At 59.9% G+C, this 25,784-nt stretch carries 20 protein-coding genes; 14 read left to right on the top strand and 6 right to left on the bottom strand.

The window, feature by feature from the left end; translation table 11 throughout:
- The first annotated feature begins 12 nt into the window (after window positions 1-12).
- Both dcuS and AAEZ08_RS18105 read left to right on the top strand, forming a co-directional pair.
- Window positions 13-1,620 (top strand): DcuS/MalK family sensor histidine kinase, encoded by a 1,608-nt coding sequence (gene dcuS, locus AAEZ08_RS18110; protein WP_500124874.1) that lies wholly within the window; start codon window positions 13-15, stop codon window positions 1,618-1,620.
- On the top strand, window positions 1,617-2,342 hold the full coding sequence (locus AAEZ08_RS18105) for a response regulator (RefSeq protein ID WP_500124839.1): 726 nt from the start codon (window positions 1,617-1,619) through the stop codon (window positions 2,340-2,342). The genes dcuS and AAEZ08_RS18105 overlap by 4 nt, the downstream gene beginning before the upstream one ends.
- Window positions 2,343-2,362: 20 nt before the next feature.
- Here the strand turns inward: AAEZ08_RS18105 and AAEZ08_RS18100 are convergent, their stop codons facing one another.
- The 5 genes from AAEZ08_RS18100 to AAEZ08_RS18080 form a co-directional block, all read right to left on the bottom strand.
- On the bottom strand, window positions 2,363-3,802 hold the full coding sequence (locus AAEZ08_RS18100) for a methyl-accepting chemotaxis protein (RefSeq protein ID WP_500124838.1): 1,440 nt from the start codon (window positions 3,800-3,802) through the stop codon (window positions 2,363-2,365).
- Window positions 3,803-3,820: 18 nt separating this feature from the next.
- Window positions 3,821-4,303: a cache domain-containing protein gene (locus AAEZ08_RS18095; RefSeq protein ID WP_500124837.1), complete on the bottom strand. Its 483-nt coding sequence runs from the start codon at window positions 4,301-4,303 to the stop codon at window positions 3,821-3,823.
- Between the two features lie 237 nt (window positions 4,304-4,540).
- Window positions 4,541-5,590 carry a serine hydrolase domain-containing protein gene (locus tag AAEZ08_RS18090; protein WP_500124836.1) on the bottom strand — a complete coding sequence of 350 codons (1,050 nt, stop codon included), beginning with the start codon at window positions 5,588-5,590 and terminating at the stop codon, window positions 4,541-4,543.
- 102 nt (window positions 5,591-5,692) lie between these two features.
- On the bottom strand, window positions 5,693-6,139 hold the full coding sequence (locus AAEZ08_RS18085) for a DUF2147 domain-containing protein (protein ID WP_058063552.1): 447 nt from the start codon (window positions 6,137-6,139) through the stop codon (window positions 5,693-5,695).
- 104 nt (window positions 6,140-6,243) lie between these two features.
- Complete coding sequence (locus tag AAEZ08_RS18080; RefSeq protein ID WP_058063553.1) at window positions 6,244-7,194, bottom strand: alpha/beta hydrolase; 951 nt, start codon at window positions 7,192-7,194, stop codon at window positions 6,244-6,246.
- Between the two features lie 568 nt (window positions 7,195-7,762).
- Between AAEZ08_RS18080 and AAEZ08_RS18075 the strand changes: the two genes are divergently transcribed.
- The 6 genes from AAEZ08_RS18075 to AAEZ08_RS18050 all read left to right on the top strand — a co-directional run bounded on the left by AAEZ08_RS18075 (window position 7,763) and on the right by AAEZ08_RS18050 (window position 21,420).
- Window positions 7,763-8,530 (top strand): substrate-binding periplasmic protein, encoded by a 768-nt coding sequence (locus AAEZ08_RS18075; RefSeq protein ID WP_427702525.1) that lies wholly within the window; start codon window positions 7,763-7,765, stop codon window positions 8,528-8,530.
- Window positions 8,527-9,870: a GGDEF domain-containing protein gene (locus AAEZ08_RS18070; protein ID WP_500124873.1), complete on the top strand. Its 1,344-nt coding sequence runs from the start codon at window positions 8,527-8,529 to the stop codon at window positions 9,868-9,870. The genes AAEZ08_RS18075 and AAEZ08_RS18070 overlap by 4 nt, the downstream gene beginning before the upstream one ends.
- A 20-nt stretch (window positions 9,871-9,890) precedes the next feature.
- Window positions 9,891-10,616 carry a substrate-binding periplasmic protein gene (locus AAEZ08_RS18065; protein ID WP_058063556.1) on the top strand — a complete coding sequence of 242 codons (726 nt, stop codon included), beginning with the start codon at window positions 9,891-9,893 and terminating at the stop codon, window positions 10,614-10,616.
- A gap of 371 nt (window positions 10,617-10,987) precedes the next feature.
- Window positions 10,988-12,661, top strand: coding sequence for a ShlB/FhaC/HecB family hemolysin secretion/activation protein (locus AAEZ08_RS18060; protein WP_500124872.1), 1,674 nt, complete (start codon window positions 10,988-10,990; stop codon window positions 12,659-12,661).
- Window positions 12,662-12,743: 82 nt separating this feature from the next.
- A complete protein-coding gene (locus AAEZ08_RS18055; RefSeq protein ID WP_500124835.1) occupies window positions 12,744-21,176 on the top strand; it encodes a two-partner secretion domain-containing protein in 8,433 nt (2,810 codons plus the stop codon).
- Window positions 21,160-21,420, top strand: coding sequence for a hypothetical protein (locus AAEZ08_RS18050; RefSeq protein WP_439748134.1), 261 nt, complete (start codon window positions 21,160-21,162; stop codon window positions 21,418-21,420). Before AAEZ08_RS18055 ends, AAEZ08_RS18050 begins: the two co-directional genes overlap by 17 nt.
- Before the next feature lie 68 nt (window positions 21,421-21,488).
- On the opposite strand, the gene AAEZ08_RS18045 is transcribed toward AAEZ08_RS18050, so the two are convergent.
- Window positions 21,489-21,569, bottom strand: coding sequence for a SymE family type I addiction module toxin (locus AAEZ08_RS18045; protein ID WP_500124871.1), 81 nt, complete (start codon window positions 21,567-21,569; stop codon window positions 21,489-21,491).
- A gap of 77 nt (window positions 21,570-21,646) precedes the next feature.
- Between AAEZ08_RS18045 and AAEZ08_RS18040 the strand changes: the two genes are divergently transcribed.
- The 6 genes from AAEZ08_RS18040 to AAEZ08_RS18015 form a co-directional block, all read left to right on the top strand.
- Window positions 21,647-22,360 (top strand): transposase, encoded by a 714-nt coding sequence (locus tag AAEZ08_RS18040; protein WP_483031129.1) that lies wholly within the window; start codon window positions 21,647-21,649, stop codon window positions 22,358-22,360.
- A gap of 110 nt (window positions 22,361-22,470) precedes the next feature.
- Window positions 22,471-23,076, top strand: a complete 606-nt coding sequence (locus AAEZ08_RS18035; protein WP_500124834.1) for a hypothetical protein — start codon at window positions 22,471-22,473, stop codon at window positions 23,074-23,076.
- Window positions 23,077-23,245: 169 nt separating this feature from the next.
- Window positions 23,246-23,542 (top strand): deaminase domain-containing protein, encoded by a 297-nt coding sequence (locus AAEZ08_RS18030; RefSeq protein ID WP_500124833.1) that lies wholly within the window; start codon window positions 23,246-23,248, stop codon window positions 23,540-23,542.
- Window positions 23,542-23,895, top strand: a complete 354-nt coding sequence (gene imm2 / locus AAEZ08_RS18025) for an Imm2 family immunity protein (protein WP_500124832.1) — start codon at window positions 23,542-23,544, stop codon at window positions 23,893-23,895. The genes AAEZ08_RS18030 and imm2 overlap by 1 nt, the downstream gene beginning before the upstream one ends.
- A gap of 259 nt (window positions 23,896-24,154) precedes the next feature.
- Window positions 24,155-24,856, top strand: coding sequence for a transposase (locus tag AAEZ08_RS18020; RefSeq protein ID WP_500124831.1), 702 nt, complete (start codon window positions 24,155-24,157; stop codon window positions 24,854-24,856).
- A 531-nt stretch (window positions 24,857-25,387) separates the two neighbouring features.
- Window positions 25,388-25,784: hypothetical protein (locus AAEZ08_RS18015; RefSeq protein ID WP_500124830.1), on the top strand; the 397-nt coding region annotated here is incomplete at its 3' end.

Raw genomic sequence — 25,784 nt, 5'->3', positions numbered from 1 at the left:
TGGAGAATGACTTTGCGCTTGCGCCTGAACACGTTGATTTCGCTTCTGGTCGCCGTCATGGTGGTGCTGGCGTTGGCGCTCGCCCTTTGGCTGTTCAACGTGCAGCTGCAAGACACCCTGGAAGAGGGGCAGGCGTCACGGGTGACCAATCTGGCCCAAAGCATTGCAGCGCGTGCCGATGTGCAGGGTGCGCTGGGCAATCCAAGTCCGGATTTATCCGTCGATAACCCGCTGCAGCGCGAGATTGACGGTTTGCGTCAGCGGCTGGGCGTCGACTTCGTGGTGGTAATGGATCACCGCGCGCTGCGCCTGACGCACCCGGAGCCGACCGGCATCGGGCAGGCCTTTCGCGGCGATGACGAGGGTCGCGCATTGGCCGGTGAGACCTACGCTTCGCGCGCGGATGGCAGCCTGGGTAGCAGCATTCGAGGGTTTGCTCCGGTGCTGGACGACGAAGGCGGGGTGATCGGTGCCGTCTCGGTTGGCGTCACCCTGGCTTCGCTCGGCGAGCTGCTGAGAGCCCATCAACGTGGCGTGGTACTCGGTGTGCTGGCGCTGATGCTGGTGACCGCCCTGGGCGCGCACCTGCTGGCGCGCTACATCAAGCGTGTGCTGCTGGGGTTGGAGCCCTACGAGATCACCTGGCTGGTGGAAGAGCGCCAGGCCATGCTGGCTTCGGTGCGAGAGGGTGTACTGGCGGTGGACGAGCAGGCGCGCATCACGCTGGTCAATCCCGCTGCAGAGCGCTTGCTGGCCAGCACCGGGCTGGGCAAGCCGCCACTGGGTCGGCCGATTTCCGAGTATTTGCCCACCAGCGGCTTGCCCGAGGTGCTGGCCAGCGCGACCGAGCAGCTGGATCGCGAGTTCAGCCTCAACGGTCTGGCCATCCTCGCCAACCGTGCGCCGATCCGCCATCAGGGTCGGGTGATCGGCGCCATTGCAACCTTCCGCGACAAGAGCGAGGTCAATGCACTGGCCGAGCAACTGACCGGCGTCAGCCGCTACGCCGAGGCGCTGCGGGCGGCGACCCACGAATTCAAGAACAAGCTGCACGTGCTGCTCGGCCTCGCGCAGATGGGTGATCTGGATGCCCTGCGCGCCTACCTGCGCGATCTGGCCGATCATCAGCTGGCACCGGCGACGGTGCTGGTCGAGGGTATTGGCGAACCGGTGCTGGCCGGCTTTCTGCTCGGCAAGCAGAGCGAGGCCCGTGAGCGTGGCATCCTGTTTCAGGTGGATGTCGAGCATCCAGTGCCTGCCGCGGCGCCGGAGCAGATTCATGGGCTGGTGACCATCCTCGGCAACCTGCTGGAGAATGCTTTCGAAGCCGTGGCTGAAAGGGACGAGCGACGGGTCAACCTGACGCTGGATTACGATGAAGCGCTGCTCTCGCTGCACGTGCAGGACAGCGGCGCGGGCATCGAAGCCGCCGTGCGCGAGCGTCTGTTCGAGCGGGGCGTATCGACCAAGGGTGAGCGGCGCGGCATCGGTCTGGCCGCCGTGCAGGAACAGGTCGAAGCCTGGGGCGGCACCTTGGCGGTCTATTCCGAGGCGGGCCGCGGTAGCCTGTTCGAGGTTGAACTGCCTTATCGGACCGCCTTGGGAGACGTGGAATCATGAAAGCAGCCATGCGCGTGTTGATCGTCGAAGACGATCCGATGGTCATGCGTCTGAACGTCGATTATCTGGCCCGCCTCGATGGCGTGCAGCTGGTCGGTCAATGCGAAAGCGTGCCGGCCGCACTGCAAGTGCTTGAGCGCGAGGCGGTGGACCTGCTTCTGCTCGACGTCTACCTGCGCAATCGCTCCGGGCTGGAGGTGCTGCGCCATCTGCGCGCGCAGGACCGCAACACCGATGCCGTGCTGATCACCGCCGCCTCGGAGATCGAAACCGTGCGTGCGGCCCAGCGCCTCGGCGCACGGGATTACCTGGTCAAACCGTTCAGCTTCGAGCGTTTTCGCGATGCGGTCGATGCCTGCCGCCGCGCGCGTGAAGCCTTGTCCCATCTGCCGGATCAGCTTGGCCAGGGCGATATCGACCGGCTGTTCAGCCAGCCGCCTGTGGCAGATGCGCGACGCTCCGGCGACCTGCCCAAGGGGCTGACACCGGCGTCCCTGGCGCAGGTTGCGCAGGCCATCCTGGCGCTGGATGAGGACGGTTTCACCAGCGAAACGCTGCTGTCTGCCACCGGCATGTCACGGGTATCGGTACGCAAGTACCTCAAGCACCTGAGCGACGCGCAGTTACTGGAAGAGTCCTTTCACTACGGCCAGATCGGCCGTCCCTCGTTTCGCTACCGCTGCCTTGACCGCGCTGAGCTGCAACGGCTGGCCCAGGGCTGATAAGAGCAGCTGCACGTTTATCAGGTACGGAAGCGTCCGACCAGACCGCGCAACTCGCCGGACAAGTCGGACAGGCGTTGCGAATCGGTCTGTGCTGCCCCGGCCAGCTGCTCGACCAGCAGGGCATCTTCATGGATCTGCGTGATATGCCGATTGATGTCTTCAGCGACGTGGTGCTGTTCTTCCGCTGCGGTTGCAATCTGCGCGTTCTGGTCGCGGATGTGGTCCACCGAGCCACGGATGTGTTCGAAGCTATCGCGCGCTTTCTGGATGCGCTCCACGCTCGCCTTCGACATTTCCAGGCTGCTTTGCATTTGCTTGGTGACATCCTGAGTGCGCCTGGCAAGACCACCGAGCAGGCCATCGATTTCGCCGGTTGAGTCCGCTGTGCGCTTGGCCAGCGCGCGGACTTCGTCAGCCACCACGGCGAACCCTCGTCCTTGCTCGCCAGCACGCGCGGCTTCGATGGCCGCGTTCAGCGCGAGCAAGTTGGTCTGTTCGGCAATGGAGCGAATGGTGTCCAGGATAGTGTTGATGTTGCGGCTGTTCTGCTCGAGTTCCTGCATCGAATGAGTCGAGCGCAGGAGGTTCTCGCTCAGCTGAGAGACGCTACCGGTCGCCTCGTCGATCTGAAATTGCCCGTCGTGAACCTGACGCCGGCCCGCGTCAGCCGAGGTGGCCGCTTCGCTGCATGAGCGTGCGACCTCGTTGGCCGTCGCTACCATCTCGTTGAACGCTGTAGAAACAAGCTCGACTGCGCCGCGTTGGCGTTCTGCAGCGTCATTCATGTCGGTGGCCACGCGCGTGGCACTGTCGGAGGCGTCGCTCAATGCCGTGGAGGCGCTGCCGATGCGCTGTACCAGGTCGCGAATTGCGCTAAGGAACTGATTGAACCAGCGCGCGAGCATCGCCGTTTCGTCCTTGCCTCGTACCTCAAGGCTGCGAGTGAGATCGCCTTCGCCCTGGGCGATGCCTTCCAGGCCACCGGCCACGCTGCGGATTGGGCGAACGATCAGGCCAGCGAAGGCAGCGCCGATCATGGCAAATGCGATGGCCAATACGGCTGCAACGATGGCGATCTGCAGGGTCAGGCTGTTGGCGCCGGACATGACTTCATCGCGCTCGATCAGGCCGATGAACTGCCAGCCGAGCTTCTCTGACGACCATACGTTGGCCATGTAGGTGGTGCCGTTGATCTCCACCTCAAGCAGGCCTTTGGCATTGGCCAGCTCGGCGTAGGCGCCGCCCAATTCTGAGAGTGATTTGAAGTTGTGCTTGGGATTGCTGGGGTCGGCCAGCACGTTGCCGCCTTTCTCGACCAGCATGAGATAGCCGCTCTCGCCCAGCTTGATCTGCTTGACCAGATCGGTCAGCTGATTGAGCGATACGTCCAGACCAAACACACCGACAATCTGGCCTTGAGCGTTGGTGACGGTATGGCCGCTATTGATCAGGACCACATCGTCCTGCGCCCAGTATTAGACGCTGCTCTGCACGATCTTTCCAGGCTGCGCCATTGCCTCCTTGTACCAGGGGCGCACCCGCGGGTCGTAATTGCTCATCCGCGGGTCTTCCGGCCAGCCCGCGTAGGAGCCATCGGTGTGCCCAAGGGAGAGGTAGGCTGTCGATGGATGGGTCTTGGCGAAGTGGTCGAACAATTTGAGTAGGGTTCGATTGCTCTCAGGCAAAGGCGTAGAGGCTGCATCCGCCGAACTGAAGTTCTTCAGGTCGCGGGCTTCGGTAATCTCCGGCAGGGCCGCAAGGTAGGCAACGTTCTGTTCGATACCTTCGAAAAACAGGTTCATGGCATTCTCGACCTGCCGGATTTCGCGGCTGCTGCTGTCGATGAATTGTTTTTGTGCATCGCTCCGTACGTTGAGGATGACGACGATGGCAACGGCGATGACTGGCACCGACGCAATGGCCAGAAACGCCCATGTCAGTTTCTGCTTGATATTCATTGAGAGAACCTGCTTCAAGGGCCACCGTGAGCCAGTATCGAAACACTGACGGATCCATAGCGGCATGTATGGATTTCTCAGTTATCGGCTCAGTCGGAAGGCAACTTGAGCAGTAAGGCTTGCGCCGGCGCACCGTCCGTCGGTAGCGCGATGTCGGCGCCACGACTTTTCGGTGCGGTTAATACCAGCGTGCCTCGTTGGGAAGGCGTGCGCATGTCCGAGGCTTTGGGCGGTGGATCATCCGGCTGAAGGTCGCTCTGCGCCACGAACCGCGCCGATGATCTCGCCGAGCAGGCGATGCAGGGCATTGCGGTGGCCCATGGCGCCGCTGGAGGGCTGCAGCGTGTTGGAGGTCATCACCACGGTCATGTCCAGGCCAGGCACCACGTAAACCATCTGCCCGCCGTAGCCCCAGCCGTAACGCACCGCTTCGCCCTGCACCTGGGTGACGAACCAGCCATAGCCATAACCGTGGCCGGTGTAGCGCGAGCGTGTGCGTGGCGTCCAGGACGCTTCGATCCACTCCTCCGAGAGCAGTCGTTCGCCCGATGCAGTGAGGCCGCCACGGCGGTAAAGCTCGCCAAAGGAGAGCAGTGAGCGGGGTGTCATCGCCATCTCGTTGCCGCCCAGGTAGATGCCTTGCGGGTCGCGTGTCCAGGCGCTGATCGTGAAGCCTTCGAGTGGCGCCAGCCATTGCCGCGCCAATTGCAGAGTGGACTGGCCGGAGTGGCGGGTGAGTATTGCCGACAGCAGGTGGCTGGAGCCGGTGGAGTAGATCATCGCTGTGCCCGGATCAGCCTCGAACGGCCGTGCCAGCGCTGCTCTTACCCAATTCCGGCTGGCTACCCATGTGCCGTAGTTGCGCCCCGAAGTCGAACCGAGACCGGCCTGCATGGTGAGCAGGTTGCCTACGGTCACCTGTTGCAGGCGTGGGTCGGAATCGTTTGGCAGGTCGGCTTTGAGCAGCTCGGCAACGTGCTGGTCGGTGCCCTCGATCACGCCCTTCTCGATGGCGATACCCACCAACGCGGAGATGACTGCCTTGGAAGCGGATTTGATGTTGGCCGGTGAGGTGGTGCGATGGCCGCGGTAACCGCGCTCGGCGATTACTTCACCATGTTGAGCGACGATAAGGGTTTCGAGTTGATCTAGGCGTTCGGCCTCGTCGGTGATTGCCGTCAGCCCATTGGCAGCAGAGGCGGCCGGGCTGATGGCGAGCAGCAACGCCGCGCACAGCGCAGCTACAAATCCGGCCCGCGCCTTAGCGCCATGGAGAAATGAGTACATGAGAGGTTTGACCGTAAGCCAGTCGCAGCGTGCACTCATTTCCGCGAGCTCGACGAGCCGGGTCGACGCTGCGCCGGCCCGGCTTACAGACAGTCGGACCGTTTACTGGCGGACCCACGTCTGGGTGCGGCCCAGCGCTTCGATGCCGAGATAGCCGCGAACCTCCAGCTTGTCTCCCCCGTCAAGCAGCTTTGCCTTGGCGCGGTAGGTCTTACCCTTGGCCGGATCGAGAATGGTGCCATTGCTCCAGACCTGCTCACCGTCCGGTTTGAGATCCCAGAGGATGGTCATGCCGGTGATGGGTTGATCCTTGCGCTCACCCTCGCATTCGCTGCATACCGGATTGGGGCCATGATCCGACTTGAGGATCTCGGCCACCTTGCCGCTCAGCGTGCCGTCAGCGGTTTCTTCGATTTCGACGATGGACTTGGGCTTGCCGGTTTCGTCGTCGATGGTCTGCCAGCGTCCGGCAGGCGATTCGGCGGCGACGGCCAGTGACGAGAGCGAAAGTGGCAGGGCCAGCAGCAGGGCGTTGAACAATGGGCGCATGGTTTCTCCGGTAGTCGAAAAGGCAACGCCGACTCTAGCACCGGGCATTTGGCTGCGCTGGCCTTGGCCGGCTGACCGGTCGGTTCTCGTCGCTTACGCCACCTTCAGTCGTCCTGATCGCGGGATGGATTTCTTCCGATGGCTGCTGCCAACGCCAGTGCCGCGACCGAACTGTGGGTTGCATTGGCGCCATGGTTGGCACCAGGAAAGAGTTGAAATTCGCTGCGCAGTCCTGCCTTGGTCAGCCCCTTGAGTTGGCTGATCAGATCCCGGGCATTGCCCACCATGCGTCGCTCGGCCATGCGCCGCTGGCGCGCGTCGCTCAGGGAGGCATCCGCTGCGGGCTGCTCGGCACTGCCGGCAGTGACCAGCAGCCGGGCATCGATGGGCTGGTTATTGGTCTGGCGTTCGAATGCGTCGAGTGTGCGGTCGATAGAGTCCTTGTACCACCAGATTGACGGGCTGGCGGCAACATAGCCCTGAAACGCTCGCGGCCGGGTGAGCAAGGTGTAAAGCGTGAACAGACCCCCATAGGAGTGGCCGAACAGCGTCTGGCGTTGCGAGTTGACCGAATAGCGCAGCGCGATCATCGGCTTGAGTTCGTCCTCGATGAAAGCCAGGAAGTCATCGGCACCGCCCGAAGGTGCTGATTCGCGGTTCGGCAGGCGCTGGCGGTCTTCAGCTTTGGGCGTGTAGTCATCGGAGCGCGCCTCGAAATCGTACAGTTCATTGCCGGGATAACCGATACCAACCACCAGCATCGAATTGCGCAACGTTGGACCGGGACGATTCTCCAGAGCCTGCGCCTGGATCGCCAGGCTCGGAAACAGCGCGTTGCCATCGAGCACATAGAGCACTGGGTAACCGCCCGGCGGCGGTTCATGGCGTGGTTCGGAAACGAAGATGCGGTAAACCTTGCCAGTACGCTCGGATTGGATGTCGCGCTGACTGGCCTGGGGCAGCTCAACCGGTCGCCAGCCAGGGTCGTCCACTGCGTTGGCTGGTGTGGCGAAAAGACCAAGGGTTGCCAGCAAGACCATCAGTGCAGTTTTCATGTTTCGACCTGCGCTTGACGTCCATCTAGGCGAGCTTTGTGGCATGAAGTGATGACGTAGCGCGCTCTGTTGAGCGAAGCGTCTGGCGTACGCGTGAAACAGGGACATCTTGATCTCCGGGAGCGGTCGTCCGCACTGGAAGGCAATGGCCGGCGGGCGTGTCGGTGAAGTGTGCAGGGCTCGCTCCAGAGCAGCTCTTGGTGAAAAGTTGCGGTGCGCGATATCCGCCGTGTCTTTCTTGCTAATGATAATGATTTTTAATAAATGATGTCGAAGGGAGCGCTTTCACATACGTAAGCTGGTGACCGGCCGAGCGCCTGCTGTCACTGAGAGTGGAGCTTCGGAAAGACGCGGCCTCAGACTGCCCTCTGGTGATCATTACCATCGGTTCACCCGCATGTGTGGCAAGCATTGCCGCCCGTCGGGGCGGCGAGATAAGAGGCCTGGCGCCTTCAAGTCTGCGCATGGCGCGCCGAAAAAAGAGTGATTGATCAAAACTCAATGGCGGCACGATGGTGGCTGGTATGTCGGTTGTATGCCTGGGTTCCCAACCCGCTGAGGTCACCCTATGAGCTCACGCTCCCTCCGAAGTCTGAGCGCCATCCTTTCCGTGATCGTGTCCCTGAGTTACAGCTCCATGGCTGGAGCCACGGCAATCACAGTCGTCACCGAAGAATTGCCCCCCTACAACATGACTGTTGACGGCAAGCTGACCGGGATGGGCACCGAAGTGGTCCAGGCGGTTATCGAGGAAGCGGGTGCGCAGGCGCGCATTCAGTCGATGCCTTGGGCTCGCGCGTACGACATCGCCCTCAACTCCGAAAATGTGCTGATCTATTCCATCGCTCGAACCCCGCAGCGCGAGGCGTTGTTCAAGTGGGTCGGTGTGATCGCGCCGACGCGCTGGTATCTGTTCTCGCTGCCCGGCAAGCAGTTCAATCTGACGAGCCTGGACGACGCACGGAAGTTCCAGATCGCTACCGTGAAGGAGGATGTCGGCGAGCAGTATCTGATCGACAAGGGTTTTGCCATCGGACGCAATCTGCAGTCGAGCAACCGGTATGAACACAACTACGAAAAGCTCAAGGCAGGGCGCGTGGACTTGTGGATCTCCAATGAACTCAACGCCCATTACTTGGTGCGCCACGCCAGCGGCAATTCTGCCGAAACCGCAGTAGCCCAGCTGAATCTGGACGACCTCGGCGGTGCCAATGGTCTGTGCATGGCTTTCAGTCGCAATACGTCGGATGAAGTGGTCGAGCGCTTTCGTCAGGCGCTTGAGCGCCTACGGGCTGATGGACGCTACGACAGCATCGCCGCCAAATGGCTGAAATGAACGCCAACTTGCCCGACCCTGAAGGCGCTGCGTCCCTGCAGCGACAGACCGGCTCGCTTGGTCGTCGTTTGGTGATCGCCACCCTGGGCTTTTGCCTGCTCTTCACCCTGGTGACCGTAGGGCTGCGGACGTGGTCGGCCTGGCAAAGCAATCTGGCGGAAATGAATGCCGAGCTGGTGCTGATCGACCAGGTGTTTCGCAGCAATCTGGCCAAGGCAATCTGGGAAATGGACAGCGCCGCCTTGCACACGCAGCTCGACAGCGTCGTGGAAGCAGCACCTATCGGTCGTGTTGAACTCGAGATTATCCGCGCCGGGCGCGAGTCGGAAATCGTCCAGCGCGAGCGGGCGCAGCAGCCGCTCGAGCACCGGGCGCCGAGGCTGCAGCAGCGCCTGACCTACGAGCCCTATGCTGGCGCCAGTGAAACGGTGGGCGAGCTGTTCCTGGAGGGCAATGAGGGCCTGCTCTGGGAACGCATGCTTGTCGAGGTTTACGACATCGTCCTCACTCAGGTGATTCAGTCACTGTTGTTGGCCGGGCTGATCATGTGGATGTTCAACCGCACGGTTACCCTTCATGTGCGGCGCATTGCCCGTCACCTGACCCGGCTGACCCCGGACAACCTCGATCGCAGTCTGCACCTGCATCGCTCGCCCAAACAGCTCGATGAGTTGAGCTTGTTGGAGTCCGGTGTCAACAGTCTGCAAGCCAAACTTTCGGCGTATCTCCAGCGCCAGCATCAGGACGAGCTTGCCTTGGCTGCGCACCGCGACCGCCTGGCGGAGCTCGTGGAGGAACGCACTGCCGAATTGCGCGCCGCCAACGTCCTGCTCGAAGAGCTCTCACGCAGCGACCCGCTTACCGGCCTGGCCAACCGCCGCCACTTCGACGAGGTCAAGGAAACCGAATTTCGCCGCGCGCTACGGCAAGGGCAGCCGCTGGCAGTACTGATGTGCGATGTGGATTTCTTCAAACGCTATAACGACCTCTATGGCCACGCCCAGGGCGACCAATGCCTGCGACTGGTCGCCGACACGCTCAAGTCCGTATTCGCCCGTGCGGGAGAAGTGGTGGCGCGGCTTGGTGGTGAAGAGTTCGTGGTGCTACTGCCAGGCGTAGATGCGGCAGCCGCAAGGCGTGCGGCTGCGCGCTTGCAGCAGCGCCTGAGCGAGCGGGAATTGCTTCACGAGGACTCCGATGTCTCGCCCTACGTGACGCTGAGTATTGGCCTGGCCACGCTAGAGCCCGACAGCATGGACCAATTTGATCAACTGCTGCGTCGTGCGGACGAGGCCCTCTATCGGGGCAAGACCCACGGACGCAACTGTATCTCCGACTGACTGTCTGCGAGGACTGCACGATGCACCCGTTTGCCTGGATCGCTTTTTTCCTGGGACTGTTCGGCATGACGGCACAGGCTGGCCCACTGCGTGTGGTCACCGAAGACACCGCCTACAGCTACCTGCAAGACGGCAAGGTTGCCGGTACGGCCAGCCGGGTGGTCGAGGCTACGCTGCAGCGGGCGGGGTTGAATGACTACCAGATCAGCCTTTACCCCTGGGCACGCGCCTATGACATGGCCCTGAGCGAACCTGGCGTGCTGATCTACCTGATCGCGCGTACAAGCGAGCGTGAGGCATTGTTTCGCTGGGTGGGCGAGATCATGCGCATCGAATACCACTTCTACAAACTGCGCGAACGAGACGACATCCTGGTGCCGGATCTGGAGTCGGCAAAGGCGTATCGCGTCGGGGTGATGCGTGAGGATGTTCGTCACCAGTACTTGCAGGCCAATGGTTTTACCAAGGTCGTCGTCGCCGCTCACAACAGCGACAACTTCAAGCGCCTGCTCAACGGTCAGGTCGACCTGGTGCCAATGCCCGAACAGGACATGCTCGCCCTGTGCGAAGAAGCCGGCGTGGACCCAGCCACTGTCGAAAAAGTCTTCAGCCCCAACACCTCGACGCAGCTCTACATGGCCTATAGCCCGCAAACCGATGACGACACCGTGCTGCGCACTCAGGCTGCCTTCGAGCATCTGCAGGCCGAGGGTGAGGTCGAGAGGATCATGGCTGGCCAGCCTTAAGCGGGGCGGATGGCAGGTTGCTTCTGGAGTAGCTCCGAGCTCGCAGCCAGCGGGTGACTATGTCGTACCCGGTTGCGAAGCGGCAGACGACATAACCGCCGCTCCATGTGGGGGGAATGACTCAATTGGTGTGGCTCAGCATCGCATCCGCAGGTGCTCCCCCCTTCGTGGAGCACTCAGCAGCGCGAGTGACTCCAAGCGATCAGCCGGTTTTTTACAGATATGCGAAACCGTTTGCGCTTTGTGCCGCAATGGAAGACCGGAGGCAGTTGCCCGGTAATGGCACTACGCCCATCATCGCCGGCCTCCGCTTTACCTAACCAAGGATGGTTGCAATGCGCCGGCTGTTGTCTGCCTCGTCTTTCTCCGTCATGTGCCTGTTTGCCGCTCCGATCCTGGCGCAGGTTCCTCCATCCGGCGCACCGCTACCCGGCGACCGTGACCTGATCCGTGACCGCCAGGAACGCCTGCTCGAAGAGCAACGCCGCCGTCTCGAGGAGCTGCAACAGCTACCAGGACGCGAAACGCAGGCGCAACCTGTACCGCCAACCGATGACGAGCGCTGCTTCGAAATTCAGACCATTCGGCTGCAGGGCGCCAGCCAGCTATCTCCCGAGCAGCAGAACGCAGTGCTGGCGCCATTCATCGACCGATGCCTCGGCGCCAACCAGCTCAACGCGCTGCTCAAGGCCGTCACCCAGGCCTACATCGACCGTGGGCACGTCACCTCGCGTGCGTACCTGCCGCAGCAGGACATGGCCGATGGCGAGCTGGAGGTGCTCGTAGTCGAGGGGCAGCTTGAAGGACTCGACCAATCGGCCATCGCCAGTGAGCGTGAATTGGCCATGGCGTTTCCAGGGCGTACAGGCCAGATCGTCGACCTGCGCGAACTGGAACAACTGGTCGACCAGCTCAACCGTCTGCCCTCTCGTCCTGCTCAGCTCGAGCTGATGCCGGGGCAGGAAGTGGGCGGCAGCCGCGTGAGGTTGCAAGGTGAGCCGCTCAAGCCTTGGCGCGTCAGTCTCAACCGACACAACAACGGCGAGAAGAGCACCGGCGAGCAGCAATGGGGATTAGGTCTGGACTGGGACAGTCCATTGGGCCTGGCCGACCAGCTCAGCCTGCGTGCCGGCGGCGATGCCGTCAGCGACCACTATCGACACTCGTCGAATCAGGGCCTGTTCTACACCCTGCCGTATGGCTGGTGGACGTTCAGCTACGGCTACAACCAAAGCTACTACCGTACGCAAAACGACGCCGCCGGCTTCGCCTTCGAACTCGACGGTGAAAGCAAAAGCCATCAGCTCAGCGCCGAGCGTGTGCTGCACCGAGATGCGGTGAGCAAGACGGCCGTCAACTTCGGCCTGTCTCACCTGCGCACCCGCAACTACATCGAGAACAGCCTGCTGGATGTGTCCAGCCAGCGCCTTTCCGAAATGCAGCTGGGCCTCAATCATGGCCGGCGGATTGGCACTGCGTTCGTCAACGTCGACGCCGGTTGGCAGCACGGCATCGGTGCCTTCGATGCCCAGCGTCGAGGCGATCCGCTGCCAGGCGAGCCCGAGGCGCGCTACCACAAGTACACCCTGACCCTGAGCGCACTCCAGCCCTTCCAGCTGTGGGGTGAGTCGTTTAGTTTCGACAGCCTGCTCAATGGCCAGAAGAGTGAAGACGTGCTCTACAGCCCGCAGCGCATCAGCGTTGGCGGTCTGGCCTCGGTGCGCGGTTTCAAGGAGCAATCCCTGTCCGGCGACACCGGCGGCTATTGGCGCAACCAGTTGCGCTGGCGGCGGCCGGTCGGTTGGGAGCCTCTGCGCCCCTTCCTGCACGAATACGGCCTGGCCTACGCCTATGACGTCGGTGTGATCCACGGCGGGCGTTACAACCCGGACCGGCACGGACGCATGTCGGGCCACGCCTTGGAGCTGACCGCCCGCGGCGCGCATCTGGCCACCTCGCTGACGTTCGCCCACTCGCTGGAGCGGCCCGACGCGATTACCGAGCGTGAGCGCCCGGTGTATTTCCGCATCGATCTGTTTTTCTGAAATGCCGTCCCGCCATACAGGCGGGCTTGAAGAGTCGATCTCTTCCCGAATTCTGTTGATTTGAGCAAGCCGGAGTCATCACATGGACGTGCGCAGCCCCTTCTTCCAGAACATTGCCGCAGTACTCGCTGGCGTGATGTTTCTCAACCCCATCGTCAGCGCTGCGGCCGAGCTAGCGGCAGCGGCGGGCAGTGGCGTGACTGTCGGTCAGGCCGGCAATGGCGTACCGGTCGTGAACATTGCCGCACCCAATGGCAACGGGTTGTCGCACAACAAGTTCAAGGACTACAACGTCGGCCAGCAGGGGCTGATCCTCAACAACGCCACCACCGCCACCCAGAGCACCCAGCTCGGCGGCATCATCCTGGGTAACAGCAACCTCAACGGCAAAGCGGCCGGGATGATCCTCAATGAGGTCACTGGCAGCAACGCCAGCCGGCTGCAGGGCTACACGGAAGTGGCCGGAAAGTCGGCCCACGTGATCGTCGCCAACCCGCACGGTATCGCCTGCGATGGTTGCGGCTTCATCAACACCCCGCGCGTGACCCTCAGCACCGGCACCGCGGTGATCGAGAATGGCCGCCTCGATCGTTTCGACGTCAATGGCGGGCAGATCACCATCGAAGGGCAGGGTCTGAACGCCAGCAACGTCGATCAATTCGACCTCATCACCCGCAGCGCCAAGATCAATGCCGAGCTGCACGCCAAGAAGCTGAACGTCATCGCTGGTCGCAATGTGGTCAAGGCCGACGATCTCAGCGTCACTGCCAAGTCGGCGGACGACAGCGACAAGCCGCTGCTCGCCATCGACAGCTCTGCGCTCGGCGGCATGTATGCCGGGGCGATTCGTCTGGTCGGCACCGAAGCGGGCGTTGGCGTGAAGCTGGCCGGCGACATGGCGGCCAGTGCCGGGGATATCCAGATCGATGCTAATGGCCGGCTGAGCATGGGGCGCAGCGCTGCCGCGAAGGATCTGCACATTGCCGCGCAGCAGGTCGAACTGAACGGCGATGCCTACGCCGCTGGCACTGCTCGTATCAGTGCACAGGACAGCCTTATCAACAGGCAAAGCCTGGCAACAGGCGGGAGCGCCGTGCTCCGGGCCGGCGAGCTGGCCAATGAGGGTATCGTCGAAGCGGGCGTCAAAGCGGACAACAGCCGCAACGCCAGTGCCGACATGACTCTCGCCGCCGAGCACATCCGCAACAGTGGCACGCTGATAGCCGGACGCACCCTTGAGGCAACGGCGAGCCAGACGCTAAACAACCAGGGCGGCACGCTCAGCGCCGGCACGACTCGCATCGATACCTCCGCTCTGAACAACCAACAGGGCCGCGTGCTGGGCAGTCAGCAGATCACGGTCAATGCCGCGCAACTGGACAACCGCGATGGTCTGCTGCAAAGCCGCGGCAACGCCGACCTACGCGTTGACAGCCTGGATAACCGGGGTGGCGATATCGTCGCTATCGGCGATCTGCTGGTTGTTGCCGGTACGCTCGACAATAGCGAGCAGGGCCGCGTAATCGCCCAGGGACAGGCGCAACTAGAAGCCGAAGCGCTGAACAACCGCGGCGGTCTGGTCAGTGGTGAGCAGGTTTCGGTTCGTGCTGCAGACCTGATCGACAACCGCGACGGTGGCCTGATCGTCAGTGATAGCGCGCTCGTCCTCAACGCCGGCCGCCTGGACTCCAGCAATGGCGGCGAGGTCTCGGCCCGCGGCGATCTGACAGCCGATCTCGGCTCGCTGACCCAGGCGGGCGGACGCATGATCGGCGAGGCGGCAGTATCTCTGCAGCTCAACAATGGCGAGTTGGACAACCGCAGCGGGCTGATCCACGGCAAGGGGCCGGTGAGTCTGGCCGGCGCCGGTGCGCTGGATAATCGCGGCGGCGAAGTATCTTCCTCGTCTTCATTGAAGGTCGGCGCCGAGCGGCTCGACAACAGTCAGGGTGGCCGCCTGATCGCGGCGCAAACACTTGATGCTCAAGCCGGGCAGCTGAACAACCAGAGCGGTCTCGTTTCCGGCTGGGGAGGTGTGACAGTCAGCGGCGGTAGCCTCGACAACAGCCAGGGCGGAACCCTGTCCAGCCGTAATGGCGGGTTGAAGCTGGAGCTCAGCGGGCATCTGAACAACAGTGGTGAGGGCGCACTGGTCAGCCGGGGCGACCAGCAGCTGCGTGCGGCCAGCCTGGATAACCGGGGCAACGGCATCATTTCCAGCGAAGGTGCGATCGCCGCCGAGCTGGACGCTGTCCTGGACAACGGAAGCGGCGGCCTGATCAGCGCCACCAGTGAGCTCGACCTCCAGGCAGGCACCGTGCGCAACGTCGGCGGTCAGCTGGGCGGTGCGTCCGATGTGCGTGTGCGCGCCGAATCACTGGAGAACAGCGGTGGGCAGTTGACCGCCACCGGCACCCTCGATTTGCTGCTCGGCGCAGCGCTGCTCAACAGCGGCGGGCGTCTGGCCAGCGGCCGCGATCTGCTGCTGCGCGCCGGAGATATCGACAACCGCGGTGGCCGCATGGCCAGCCAAGGGCTGCTCGACCTTTTCGCCGTGAGCCTTACCAATGCCGGCGGTACCGTCGGTGCGCAGGCCGGCCTGTCCATCCAGGCGACCGGCACGCTGGACAACAGCGCGGACGGCCTCGTCTTCAGCCAGACCGACTCCGTAACGGTAGCGGCCCAAGACATCGACAACCGCCAGGGCGCCCTGCAGGGCCAAGCAAACGTTCTGATCAAAACTGCCGGTGCCGTGGATAACCGCGGCGGCAGCATCCTCAGTCAGCAGGGCAATATCGACATCGAAGCCGCGAGCCTGAACAACGGTAATGGAGGCATTCTCAACAGCCTGGTCGGCCAGCTGAAGCTGGACACGTCCGGCCTGTTCGGCAACGTGGGTGGCACCACCCAGGCCCAAACGCTCAGGGTCCAGGCCGGTCGCCTGGACAATTCCCAAGGCCATCTTTCCGCCATCGGCGGCGACACCCGCATCACCTCGGGCGACCTGCTCAATGTCGGCGGTGGTCTGTACGCCCGCGACACCGTGCGGATCGAGGCGGACGCACTGGACAACAGCGCCGGCAAGGTCGGCGCCCAGCACATTGACTTCAGTCTACGCGGCACCCTGAACAACACCGCCGGCCTTGTCGAAAGCGCCAGCGGCCTAACCGTACACAGCGCCGGCCTGACCAACGACAGTGGCGCGCTACGCGCGCTCGGCCAGCTGGAAAGCACAGTGATCACCACCAGTGGCGTGCTGGACAACCGCCGCGGCCTGATCGAATCAGCCAGCCGTGATTTGAATCTGAACGTTGGCAGCTTCCTGAACGACGGCGGCACCGTTCGCCACGTGGGCAGCGGCATCTTCGGACTCGCCAGCAGTCTGGCCACAGCGGCCGGCGGCACGCTGATCACCAATGGTGCGCTGAAGCTCGATGCCGCCAACTGGACCCACAGCGGCGTTATCCAGGCTCAGCGCCTGGAGCTGAATGTCGGCAACTTCACCCAGACAGCCAGCGGCCAGTTGTTGGCGGGCGAAAGCCTCGTCGCAACCGGCGGGCGCTGGAACAACAACGGCCTGATTGCCAGTGATGGCAATCTGAGCCTGAACCTCACGGCTGGTTACAGCGGCAGCGGCCAGCTCACCAGCCTCGGTGGCCTAACGTTCAACGCCGCTTCCCTGGATCTCGCTACAAGCGGCCGCATCGCTGGCGGCGCGGTCACCTCGCTGGATATCGCAGGGCTGGCCGTAAACCGCGGCCGAGTGACGTCTGCCGGCGATTTCACCCTGCGCAGCGCGACGCTGAATAACTACGGGACGCTTGGTGGGGCTGAGCAGGTGCGCATCCAAGCGGGCTCCTTGATTAATGAGCAAGGGCTGATCTTTAGCGGTGAGGACATGCAACTGCGGGTCAACACATTCACCAATCGTTATGGGGATGTGTTCAGTCTTGGTGGGCTCGACCTCGCAAAGGACGATCACGCCGGCTTGGCCGACCGCGTCGACAACCTCTCTGGCACGCTAGAAAGCGCTGGTGACTTCAGTCTGAGAGCCTCGGTAATCAACAACGCGCGTGCCGTGTTGACCGTTAACAATGCCGGTAAGTACACGGCAAAAATCACCGAACTGCCCTGCAGCGGCTACTACGGAGCGGGTGACTGTAGCGGCAAGCGTAACGGCGTTTGGGAGATTATCGAGCGTGACAAGTTGGAGGTCACTGAGGCCAGTGCCGCTTCCAGCATTCAGGCTGGCGGCCACCTGTTGCTGGCCGGCAACACGCTGATCAATAGAAGTAGTCTGATCAGCGCCGGCAAGAACGTTACTGCCAACCTGACCCGACTGGAAAACACCGGTATCGAAACGGGTGAGATCGAAACCCGCCGGGTCTTTGTCTCACAACGAACCCGCGATATCGAATCGTGGCAATACGAAGCCAATCAGTTCACCGCCAAATACTGGTATCTGAGCCCAGGTTACAACGCCAACAACCTTAGCGGGCTGGAAGGCGCGTTAGCTCATTTCATCGGTCGTTTGGAAAGTGAGCAGACGCGGTTCCGTACCAGCACCAACATTGCGTCGGGCGACCAATCCTACGCGGCCATCATCCAGGCTGGAGGCGATGTCAGCATCAACGCGAGCCAGCGAATCGACAGTGGCGTGATCCGCCCCAACTATGCGTTCGTGTCGGGTGCCAGCCGTACGCAAAGCACAGCGGTGGGCCAATCGCCCTATGCCACGCAGGTCAGCCTCAACGCGCAACTGCCACCTGATCTGCAGCAGCGAGCGGTCAATCCGCTCACCCTGCCAGGCTTTACCATCCCGCAAGGCGAGAATGGGCTGTTTCGTTTAAGCAGGCAGACTGGCGAGAACGCCAACAGCAGCGCTGTGGCCAACCCGCAACCTGGCGTGCTGCCGGTGGCGCACGTGCAAGGCGTGCCCGGAGCTTCCCGCCCGGCCACCGCCCACAAATACCTTATCGAAACCAACCCGGCACTCACCGACCTCAAGCAGTTCATGAGCTCGGACTACCTACTTGGCAACCTCGGTTACGACACCGATGCCGCGCAGAAGCGCCTTGGTGACGGTCTGTATGAGCAGCGCCTGATCCGCGAGGCCATCGTTGCCCGCACTGGCCAACGCTACCTGGCCGGGCTGACCAGTGACGAGGCAATGTTCCGCCATCTGATGGATAACGCCCTGGCCAGCAAGGACGCCCTGGGCCTGGCCCTCGGTGTTTCGCTCACCGCCGAGCAGGTTGCCGCGCTGACCCACGATATCGTCTGGATGGAAGAGCACGAAGTGCTGGGCGAGAAGGTCCTGGTGCCGGTGCTTTATCTGGCCCAGGCCGAAGGCCGCCTGGCGCCCAATGGCGCGCTGATCCAGGGCCGCGACGTCGCGCTTATCTCCGGCGGCGACCTGACCAATCAGGGCACCCTACGTGCCAGTCGTAATCTCGATATCACCGCCGGCAACATCACCAACAGCGGCCTGATGCAGGCCAACGATCGCCTGCAACTGCTGGCTACCGACAGCATCCGCAACACTGCAGGCGGCATCATCGCCGGGCGCGACGTATCGGCCATTGCCCTAACGGGCGACATCATCAACGAGCGCAGCGTCACCACCCACCAGGCCGCCAACGGCACGCGCTACCAGAACCGCGAAGATTTCGTGGATAGCGCAGCGCGAATCGAGGCGGTCAACGATCTCCAATTGATGGCTGGTCGCGACCTGCTCAACGTCGGCGGCGCGCTTAGCGCCGGAGGCAATGCCAGCCTCAGCGCCGGTCGCGACCTGGTCATTGCTAGCCAGCAAGAGGAAGACAGCTACGCGCGCAAGGCCCGTAAATCGCGGACCAACCAACAGGTCATCACCCAGTATGGTGCCGAGGTGGATATCGGCGGCGATCTGGTCATGCACGCTGACCGCGACCTGGCTGTGATTGGCAGCCGGGTAGAGGCCGGTGGCGACATGGCGCTGCAAGCGGGTGAGAACCTGACCATTGCCGCTGCTGCCAACGAATCGCACTACGAGCACCATCGTAAGGGCGGCAGCAAGAAGGTCGATATCGTCCGTGACAGCGTTTCGCAGCAGTCGGCAGAACTGGTCACTGGCGGAAACTTCACCGCCGTTTCTGGTGCCGACACCAACATCGTTGCCAGCACCATCAGCGCCGGTGACGAGGCCTATCTGTATGCCGGCGGTGAGCTGAATCTGCTCGCTGCACAGGACAGCGACTACTCGCTGTACGACATGAAGAAGAAGGGCTCCTGGGGCAGCAAGAAAACCCAGCGTGACGAAGTGACTGACGTGCGCAATGTCGGCACCACCATCACCACCGGCGGCGACCTGACGCTGGTCAGCGAAGGTGACCAGCTCTATCAGAAGGCCCGCCTGGAAAGCGGCAATGACCTCGTGCTCGACGCAGGCGGCGCCATCGTCTTCGAAGGCGTGAAGGACCTGCATCAGGAGAGCCACGAAAAGAGCAGCAACAGCCTCGCCTGGACCTCCGCGAAAGGCAAAGGCAACACCGACGAGACGCTGCAGCAGAGCGTACTGATCGCCAAGGGCGAGACGGTCATCAAGGCTGTGGACGGCCTGCGCATCGACATCAAGGACGTCAACAAGCAGACCGTCAGCCAGACCATCGACGCCATGGTCAAGGCCGATCCTGAGCTGGCGTGGATCAAGGAGATGGAGCAGCGCGGGGATGTCGATTGGCAGCGAGTAAAGGAGATTCATGACTCCTTCAAGTACAGCCATTCGGGGTTGGGCGGTGGTGCGGCAATCGTGATTGCCATCATCGTGGCCTACTTCACGGCGGGGGCGGCGAGTGCTGCCATAGGGAACTTAGCGAGCGCGGCAGCCGGTTCAGGAAGCGCAATGGCTGCTGCTGGCTCATCGGCCATGGTAACTGCAGGAACCGCGGCTGGTACTGCGGCGGCCGGCTGGGGCAATGCGGCGCTAACCGCAGTGGCCGTCTCATCTGCCAGTGGCGCTGCGGTTAGCACAATCAATAACCGCGGAAACTTGGGCGCCGTCCTGAAAGATGTCACGTCGGAAGAAGCGTTGAAGGGCTACGCTGTTGGCGCGGTGACTGCCGGGCTAACGGCAGGTGTCTTCGACAAATGGACCAGCACGGAAACCGGAGCCAATACCGCAGGCGCTGCTACGGGGAACAGTGGCGTGTTAGCTAACAGTGGGGCTGTTGCATCTGCGGGTGGCTTGTCTTCTTGGTCGGGAATCGGTCAGTTCGCAGCGAACCAGGCGCTGCAGAATGGCACGTCAACCTTGCTTAACAAGGCGCTTGGCCAAGGTGGAAGTCTGGGAGACGCCCTGCAGACGACGTTGGCCAATACATTTGCAGCGGCCGGCTTCAACTTCATTGGCGATATCAGCATGTCTGACCAGATGGCCCTAAAAGACGGCAGCCTGGCGAAGATTGGCCTGCATGCCGTAATGGGCGGTTTGGCCGCCGAGGCGGCTGGCGGCGACTTCAAGACTGGCGCGCTCGCGGCTGGCATCAATGAGGCGTTGGTCTCCAGCTTGGCCAAGCAGTACGAGGGCATGGACCCCGACAAGAAAAAAGGGCTGCTGGTTATGAACTCGCAGCTGATTGGGGTGTTGGCAGCGGCTGCGCAGGGTGGAGACGAGAAGGATCTGCAAACTGGGGCTTGGGTGGCTCAACAGGGCACGATCTACAACCACGATCTGCATCAGAAGAACGCAGAAAGCTACGCGGAGGGCATCCTAGCTGCTTGCGCTCAGAAACCTGATCTTTGTGGCCCCGGCTACAGTGAGGTTTCAAAGCAGGATTTAGTTGATGCGTTGAAGATCACAGCAGCTCATGGAGAGGGTATCGAGACGGTTGATCCGGAGACGTTGAACCTACTTAATCAGTTTCTCACAATGTTTCCTAGCGCATCGGATACGTTGTTCACTCCGACGGAATCAGAGCAAAAGCGAATTGATGTCCTAGAGTCTGCGGAGCTGGTTGGTGCCGGCATTTCATTGGCAGGTGCCGCGAAAAGTGTAATAAAGAACGGCGGAACAATTAGCTCCTGGTTGAGTGGTCTGTTTGGGAGGGGTCCAAAAGGGGCTGGTGGGGCGGTAGATGATCTTGCTTCAAGTAAGGTCAAGTGGGTTGATGAGAATGCAGGCATGAGTTCGCGTGCTCGTGATTACAATGATTCGGCAACTGGTGCGCGCTCCAATCCTGCCACCCAGTCTGGTCAAGCCCCTGCGCTAGAAAGAACGATGCCCGATGGATCAACGAGGTTGGTCAAGTTCGATGGTGTGGATGGCAACGTCTTAGTTGATCGCAAGATTTCGGTTGTGACGACAAGCAAGTCGAAAGATCAGGCGCTTAGGCAATCTGAGGTTTTAAGTCAGAATGGGCTAACTGCACGCTGGGAAGTACCTACTCAAGCTCAGGCAAACAGAGCTCAGAAAATGTTTGATGAGCTGGGAATTAAAAACATTTCAGTGAAGGTGATTCGTGAGCCAGGAAATTAATAAGCACGTTGCGCAAGCTATTGCTGAGGTTGCTGTATTCCTTGAGTTTTCGGGGGAGGAGGCAATAAATCCGGATGCTGCGGTGCAAGCACTTGAACAATTGGCTTCGACATTGCAAATGGCGGACTCAGAAACTAAATCATCTTTGTGTTCGCAGTTTGAAAATATTGCAATGGAATATTCAGATGAGCAGGCAGAGTTCGTGGAAAGTTTGGGTGAGGCGCTGGGCTTGATTGAGGAATAGCCCTGTCGGAATGCAATATTGAGTTTTCTTGAATAACAATAGCCCCGGCACTGCCGGGGCTATTTATTTCACTCCGCCGTAATCACCAAACAGCCCTGCATCACCCGGATGCGTATCTGTTCGTTGACCTCGAATCCGGCCTGTTGCAGCCAGGATCAATGGGGTCAGAGTCATTGATTTGTGCGCACCAAAGGGTTAGCTTTCTCCCTGATCCAAGGAGACCCACATGGCTCGCTTACCTCGCCTCTATTTTCCTGGTTGCGCTCAGCACGTGATTCAGCGTGGCAATAATCGGGAGGCCTGCTTTTATGACGAGGCGGACTACAAGGCCTACCTGTCCTTTCTCGAGGAGGCGGCGATCAAGTATCAGGTCGCCATCCATGCCTTTGTCCTAATGACCAACCATGTGCACTTGCTGGCTACGCCCCGCGATGAGCAGGGCATAAGTCGGTTGATGCAGGCTCAGGGCCGTAAATATGTCCAGTACTTCAATTTCACCCACGGTCGTACGGGCACCTTGTGGGAGGGGCGATATAAATCGACGCTGGTCGATTCCGACAGTTACCTGCTGACGGTTTATCGTTATATAGAGTTGAACCCGGTGCGCGCGGGCATGGTATCCCATGCCTCGGAGTACCCCTGGTCCAGTTACCAATTGAATGCCTTGGGCAAGCCGATCCAGCTTCTTACGCCACATGCTCTGTATCTCCAGCTCGGTAAAACGGAGGAGGAACGGCAGGACGCCTACCGGTCACTGTTCCGAGGCCGAATGCCGGAGCGGAAACTGACGGCGATCCGTGAGGCCACGAACAAGGCGTGGGTTTTGGGCGATGATCGGTTCAAGACCAAAATCGAAGCCAAGACGGGGCGGCGTGCTGTTCCCCTTGGGCGAGGTGGGGACAGAAAGTCTGTGGAATATCGAGAAGCCAAGAATCAATGACACTGACCCCATTGATTCTCAAGGTGCAAGGTGTGGGAGTCATTACTGGAAAAGAACTCAAGCAATGCGCGCGTATACTCTCATGACGAATTTTTGAAGGAGTTTGGGAGATGACTCAGTGGCAGTTGTTGGTCGAAGATTTGTGGAGTGGCGAAAAAAGTATCTGCTTCTTTGTTCATTCAGGTGAGTGCTTCTGGGTTGTGGACGATAAATTTAACTTCAGCTTGGATGCGGAGAAGGATTATCGGGCATACCTTGATAAGGGGCATATAACTCAGGAGCAATATACGTCGGCATGCATGTCGTTCAGAGGTGGTGTTCTCAGACTTACTGCTGAGAGTTTTTTGAAATACTTAAGGGCCGAGGGGCGGCAGGTATTGTCGCCGCAAGATCTCAAGAACATGTTCGTATACGGTTCTGATTTGAACGAATGCTTGCATGGAAAAATTGAGGACTACTATCTTTCCGGTGCAGCCCTGAGTTCGGCAGATTTTGGTGAGGCCAATGCCCTTGCCTCTAGGCTTCCAGTCTTCTATGTAAACTTTGATCGAAAAATCTACATGCATATGGATTATGGTCGTGCGCATGAAGACTTGGTCTACTCAGACTGGTTCGCTAAGTGTTCGGACTTTTGTCATTTAGTGCCAGATGGGCAGAGGTATTGGATCCTAAGGGGGATGGACTGCTGGAAATATAGGTTTTTGCAAACGGTATAAGGTCCAAAAGCGACTGCGACGGTGATCGATACCGCTCCGATGGCCCAACGGGTCATGGATGTTCGAGCTGGATTGCCGTCTGGTTTAAGGCGCAGTGGTAACGTAGCTGTTGCGGAAATAGATATTCCCGGAATACCTAAGCAGATGGCTGCACACAGCCAAGTCTCTGATGCCGGCAAAGGGCTTATTGGCTCTGGAAGTGGAAATTTTGTGGCTCAATCTGTACCCAACAAGGCCGGAGATATGGTTTATCGGGGATACGGAATACAAAATTCTAGACAATATTGCTGATCAGTTGGGAAATAATACCTCCGCAAGAGGGACTGTAAACATACTTACGGAGAAAGCAGCTTGCGCAAGCTGTCTAAACGTGGCGGAGCAATTTAAGGCGAAATATCCCAATATCACAGTTAATATTCTTGATAATCAGGGCGTTATGCTCCGCCCGCCGAGGAAGACGCCGTAATGGAAGATCGAGTGACTTATGGTGAAATCCGGGCTTGGTTTCTGGGCAGCTATTACAGCTATTGCAGAGCCAAACTCAGCCACCAAAGCCCATGGGCTGAGGGAGAAAGCGAAGTAGGCTATGCCTACAGTGAGCTTGAGAATTCCTTTGACTTGCCTGTTGAAAAATTAATGTTGGAGATTTTAGCGCTTATTCTTTCGGCAGGTAGGTCTTCAGAGAAAGTCAAGAAATATCATCTTGACATGGTCCGCGGATTGCTAAAGGAGATCGAGCTATCTTCTGTTTTGAATGATTTGCCCTCTGACGAGGCCGCAGAGCTAAAAAAAGATCTCAGGGTGTTGGGTCTTTATTAATTAGCACTGGGCGGGTTGTTTATTTGGTCCAAAAGCAACTGGTGCAGTCGACGAAACGGCTGGTTCGATCAGAGGCGTCAATCCCGGCTTTCCAGAGGCCGGGCGGACTCATAACTGCGTAAACTGTTCAATTGCAACTGATGCAACCTTCAGGAAAAGGGGACAGATTTATTTTTCCGGCTAGTTTGTGTGGAGCAGTCCAGATCGTCTCGTCCTCCTTGGCTAAACTAGGGTTTTTCACGGAACGGAGAACACCACTATGCCCAGGATGGGCCGTCTTGTTTTAGCGAACTACCCGCACCATGTCGTCCAGCGAGGCCACAACCGCCAGGTTGTGTTCGCCGCTGACGAAGATTACCAGCGATACCTGACTGATCTGCGTGAGCTGAAGGATGCCTTTGGCGTCAAGGTCTACGCGTACTGCTTGATGACGAACCATGTGCACTTGCTGCTGGCTCCGGGTGAGGCGATAGCAGGGCTTGGTCAGTTGATGAAAGCGCTCGCCGCACGAGCCACTCGGTATCGAAATCGACTGGAAGGCCGGTCTGGGACGCTTTGGGAAAACCGCTATAAATCGAGCGTCGTCCAAACCTATGCCTATCTATTGGCTTGTTCTCGCTATATCGAACTGAACCCCGTTCGCGCACGAATGGCGGCCGAACCAAGCGACTATCGCTGGTCTAGCTACAACAGTCGCATAGATGCTGGTGGTTCGACGGGATGGCTGGATAGCGATCCTTGCTTCCTGGCGTTAGGGGACACAGCGCAGCAGCGAAGCGAGCGATACGGGACGTTCGTTCGTGGCGCTGTATCGCAAGCGGAGCTATCTCTAATCCGTGAAGGGCTGCAGCGCGGCCAGTTGACGGGCAATTGTCGCTTCATAGACGAAGTAGAGCGGATTGCCGGGCTGCGAATCGAGCGGAGAGGGCAAGGCAGGCCGCGGGCCTGCACGGAAAAATAAATCTGTCCCCTTTCTGTCCCGAGACTAGTTACCCCTCAAGATCCATTTCATGGCTATTGGGGGCCAGTGTAGGAAAAAACGGCTGTTGAGTCGGTGCAAAAGCAACTGGGGCTGTTGTAGATGACACAATCAAGGCATTACCAGCCCCAAGACAAATAGACGCATCGTGGAGCGCGAGCACTTATAACAAAGGCGGTTTGATGACAGGTATTGAGCATGTATTCTATCGCCATGGACCTGACTCAGGATTTGCGAATGTTAGTAAGTTCTCGCAAGGAACATCTGTTAAAGATGTCTCTAGTTATGTTGATAACGCACTGAGGTATGGGAAGGTAACTCCTAATGGGCCAGGTGGGCACGTTATTGAGTACAACGCAGGTAAGGTGATTGGACCCTAGGGAAAAGGGGACAGATTTATTTTTTGACTGGTGATGCGCAAATAAATAAATCTGTCCCCTTTTTCCTTGCTGTCGAAAATAGTTTGGGCGGCGGGCTTCCTGTCCTTATTGAAGGTATGCAAAAGGAGCAGAAATGAGACGTAGAAACTCACTACCTAAAGATATGCGACCTGGAGGTTTTTTTGATGTCTCAAGTGTTTGGGGAAATGTGAAATCTGTTATTTTGATTTTGCTCGGTTCTTTCGCTATTTGGAATTTTCATTATTTTTCTTTCTGGCTGGATTCTGTGCTGGGGCTTGAGCATATCCCAGCAACCGAGGGAATGATTCGTGTTAGACGATTTTGGGCAGGCATTTTGGGTTTCGGTGGGTTGTTCGTGGGGATTGCCAAAATACTATGGCTCTATTGGTATCGTAAGCAGGCGGTAAAGAGTGCTGGGGGGCAGTGGTATGACCAATGTCATCAACCTAAGCTGCAGCCCTGCCCAAGGCAAGCCCCCCGAAGCAGCCAGCCGCCATGGCCGTCGGGCG

The sequence above is a fragment of the Pseudomonas sp. E45-MNA-CIBAN-0222 genome, from assembly GCF_040310405.1.
Lineage (GTDB): Bacteria > Pseudomonadota > Gammaproteobacteria > Pseudomonadales > Pseudomonadaceae > Stutzerimonas > Stutzerimonas stutzeri_AC.
This window is presented reverse-complemented; position numbering and strand designations above follow the sequence as displayed.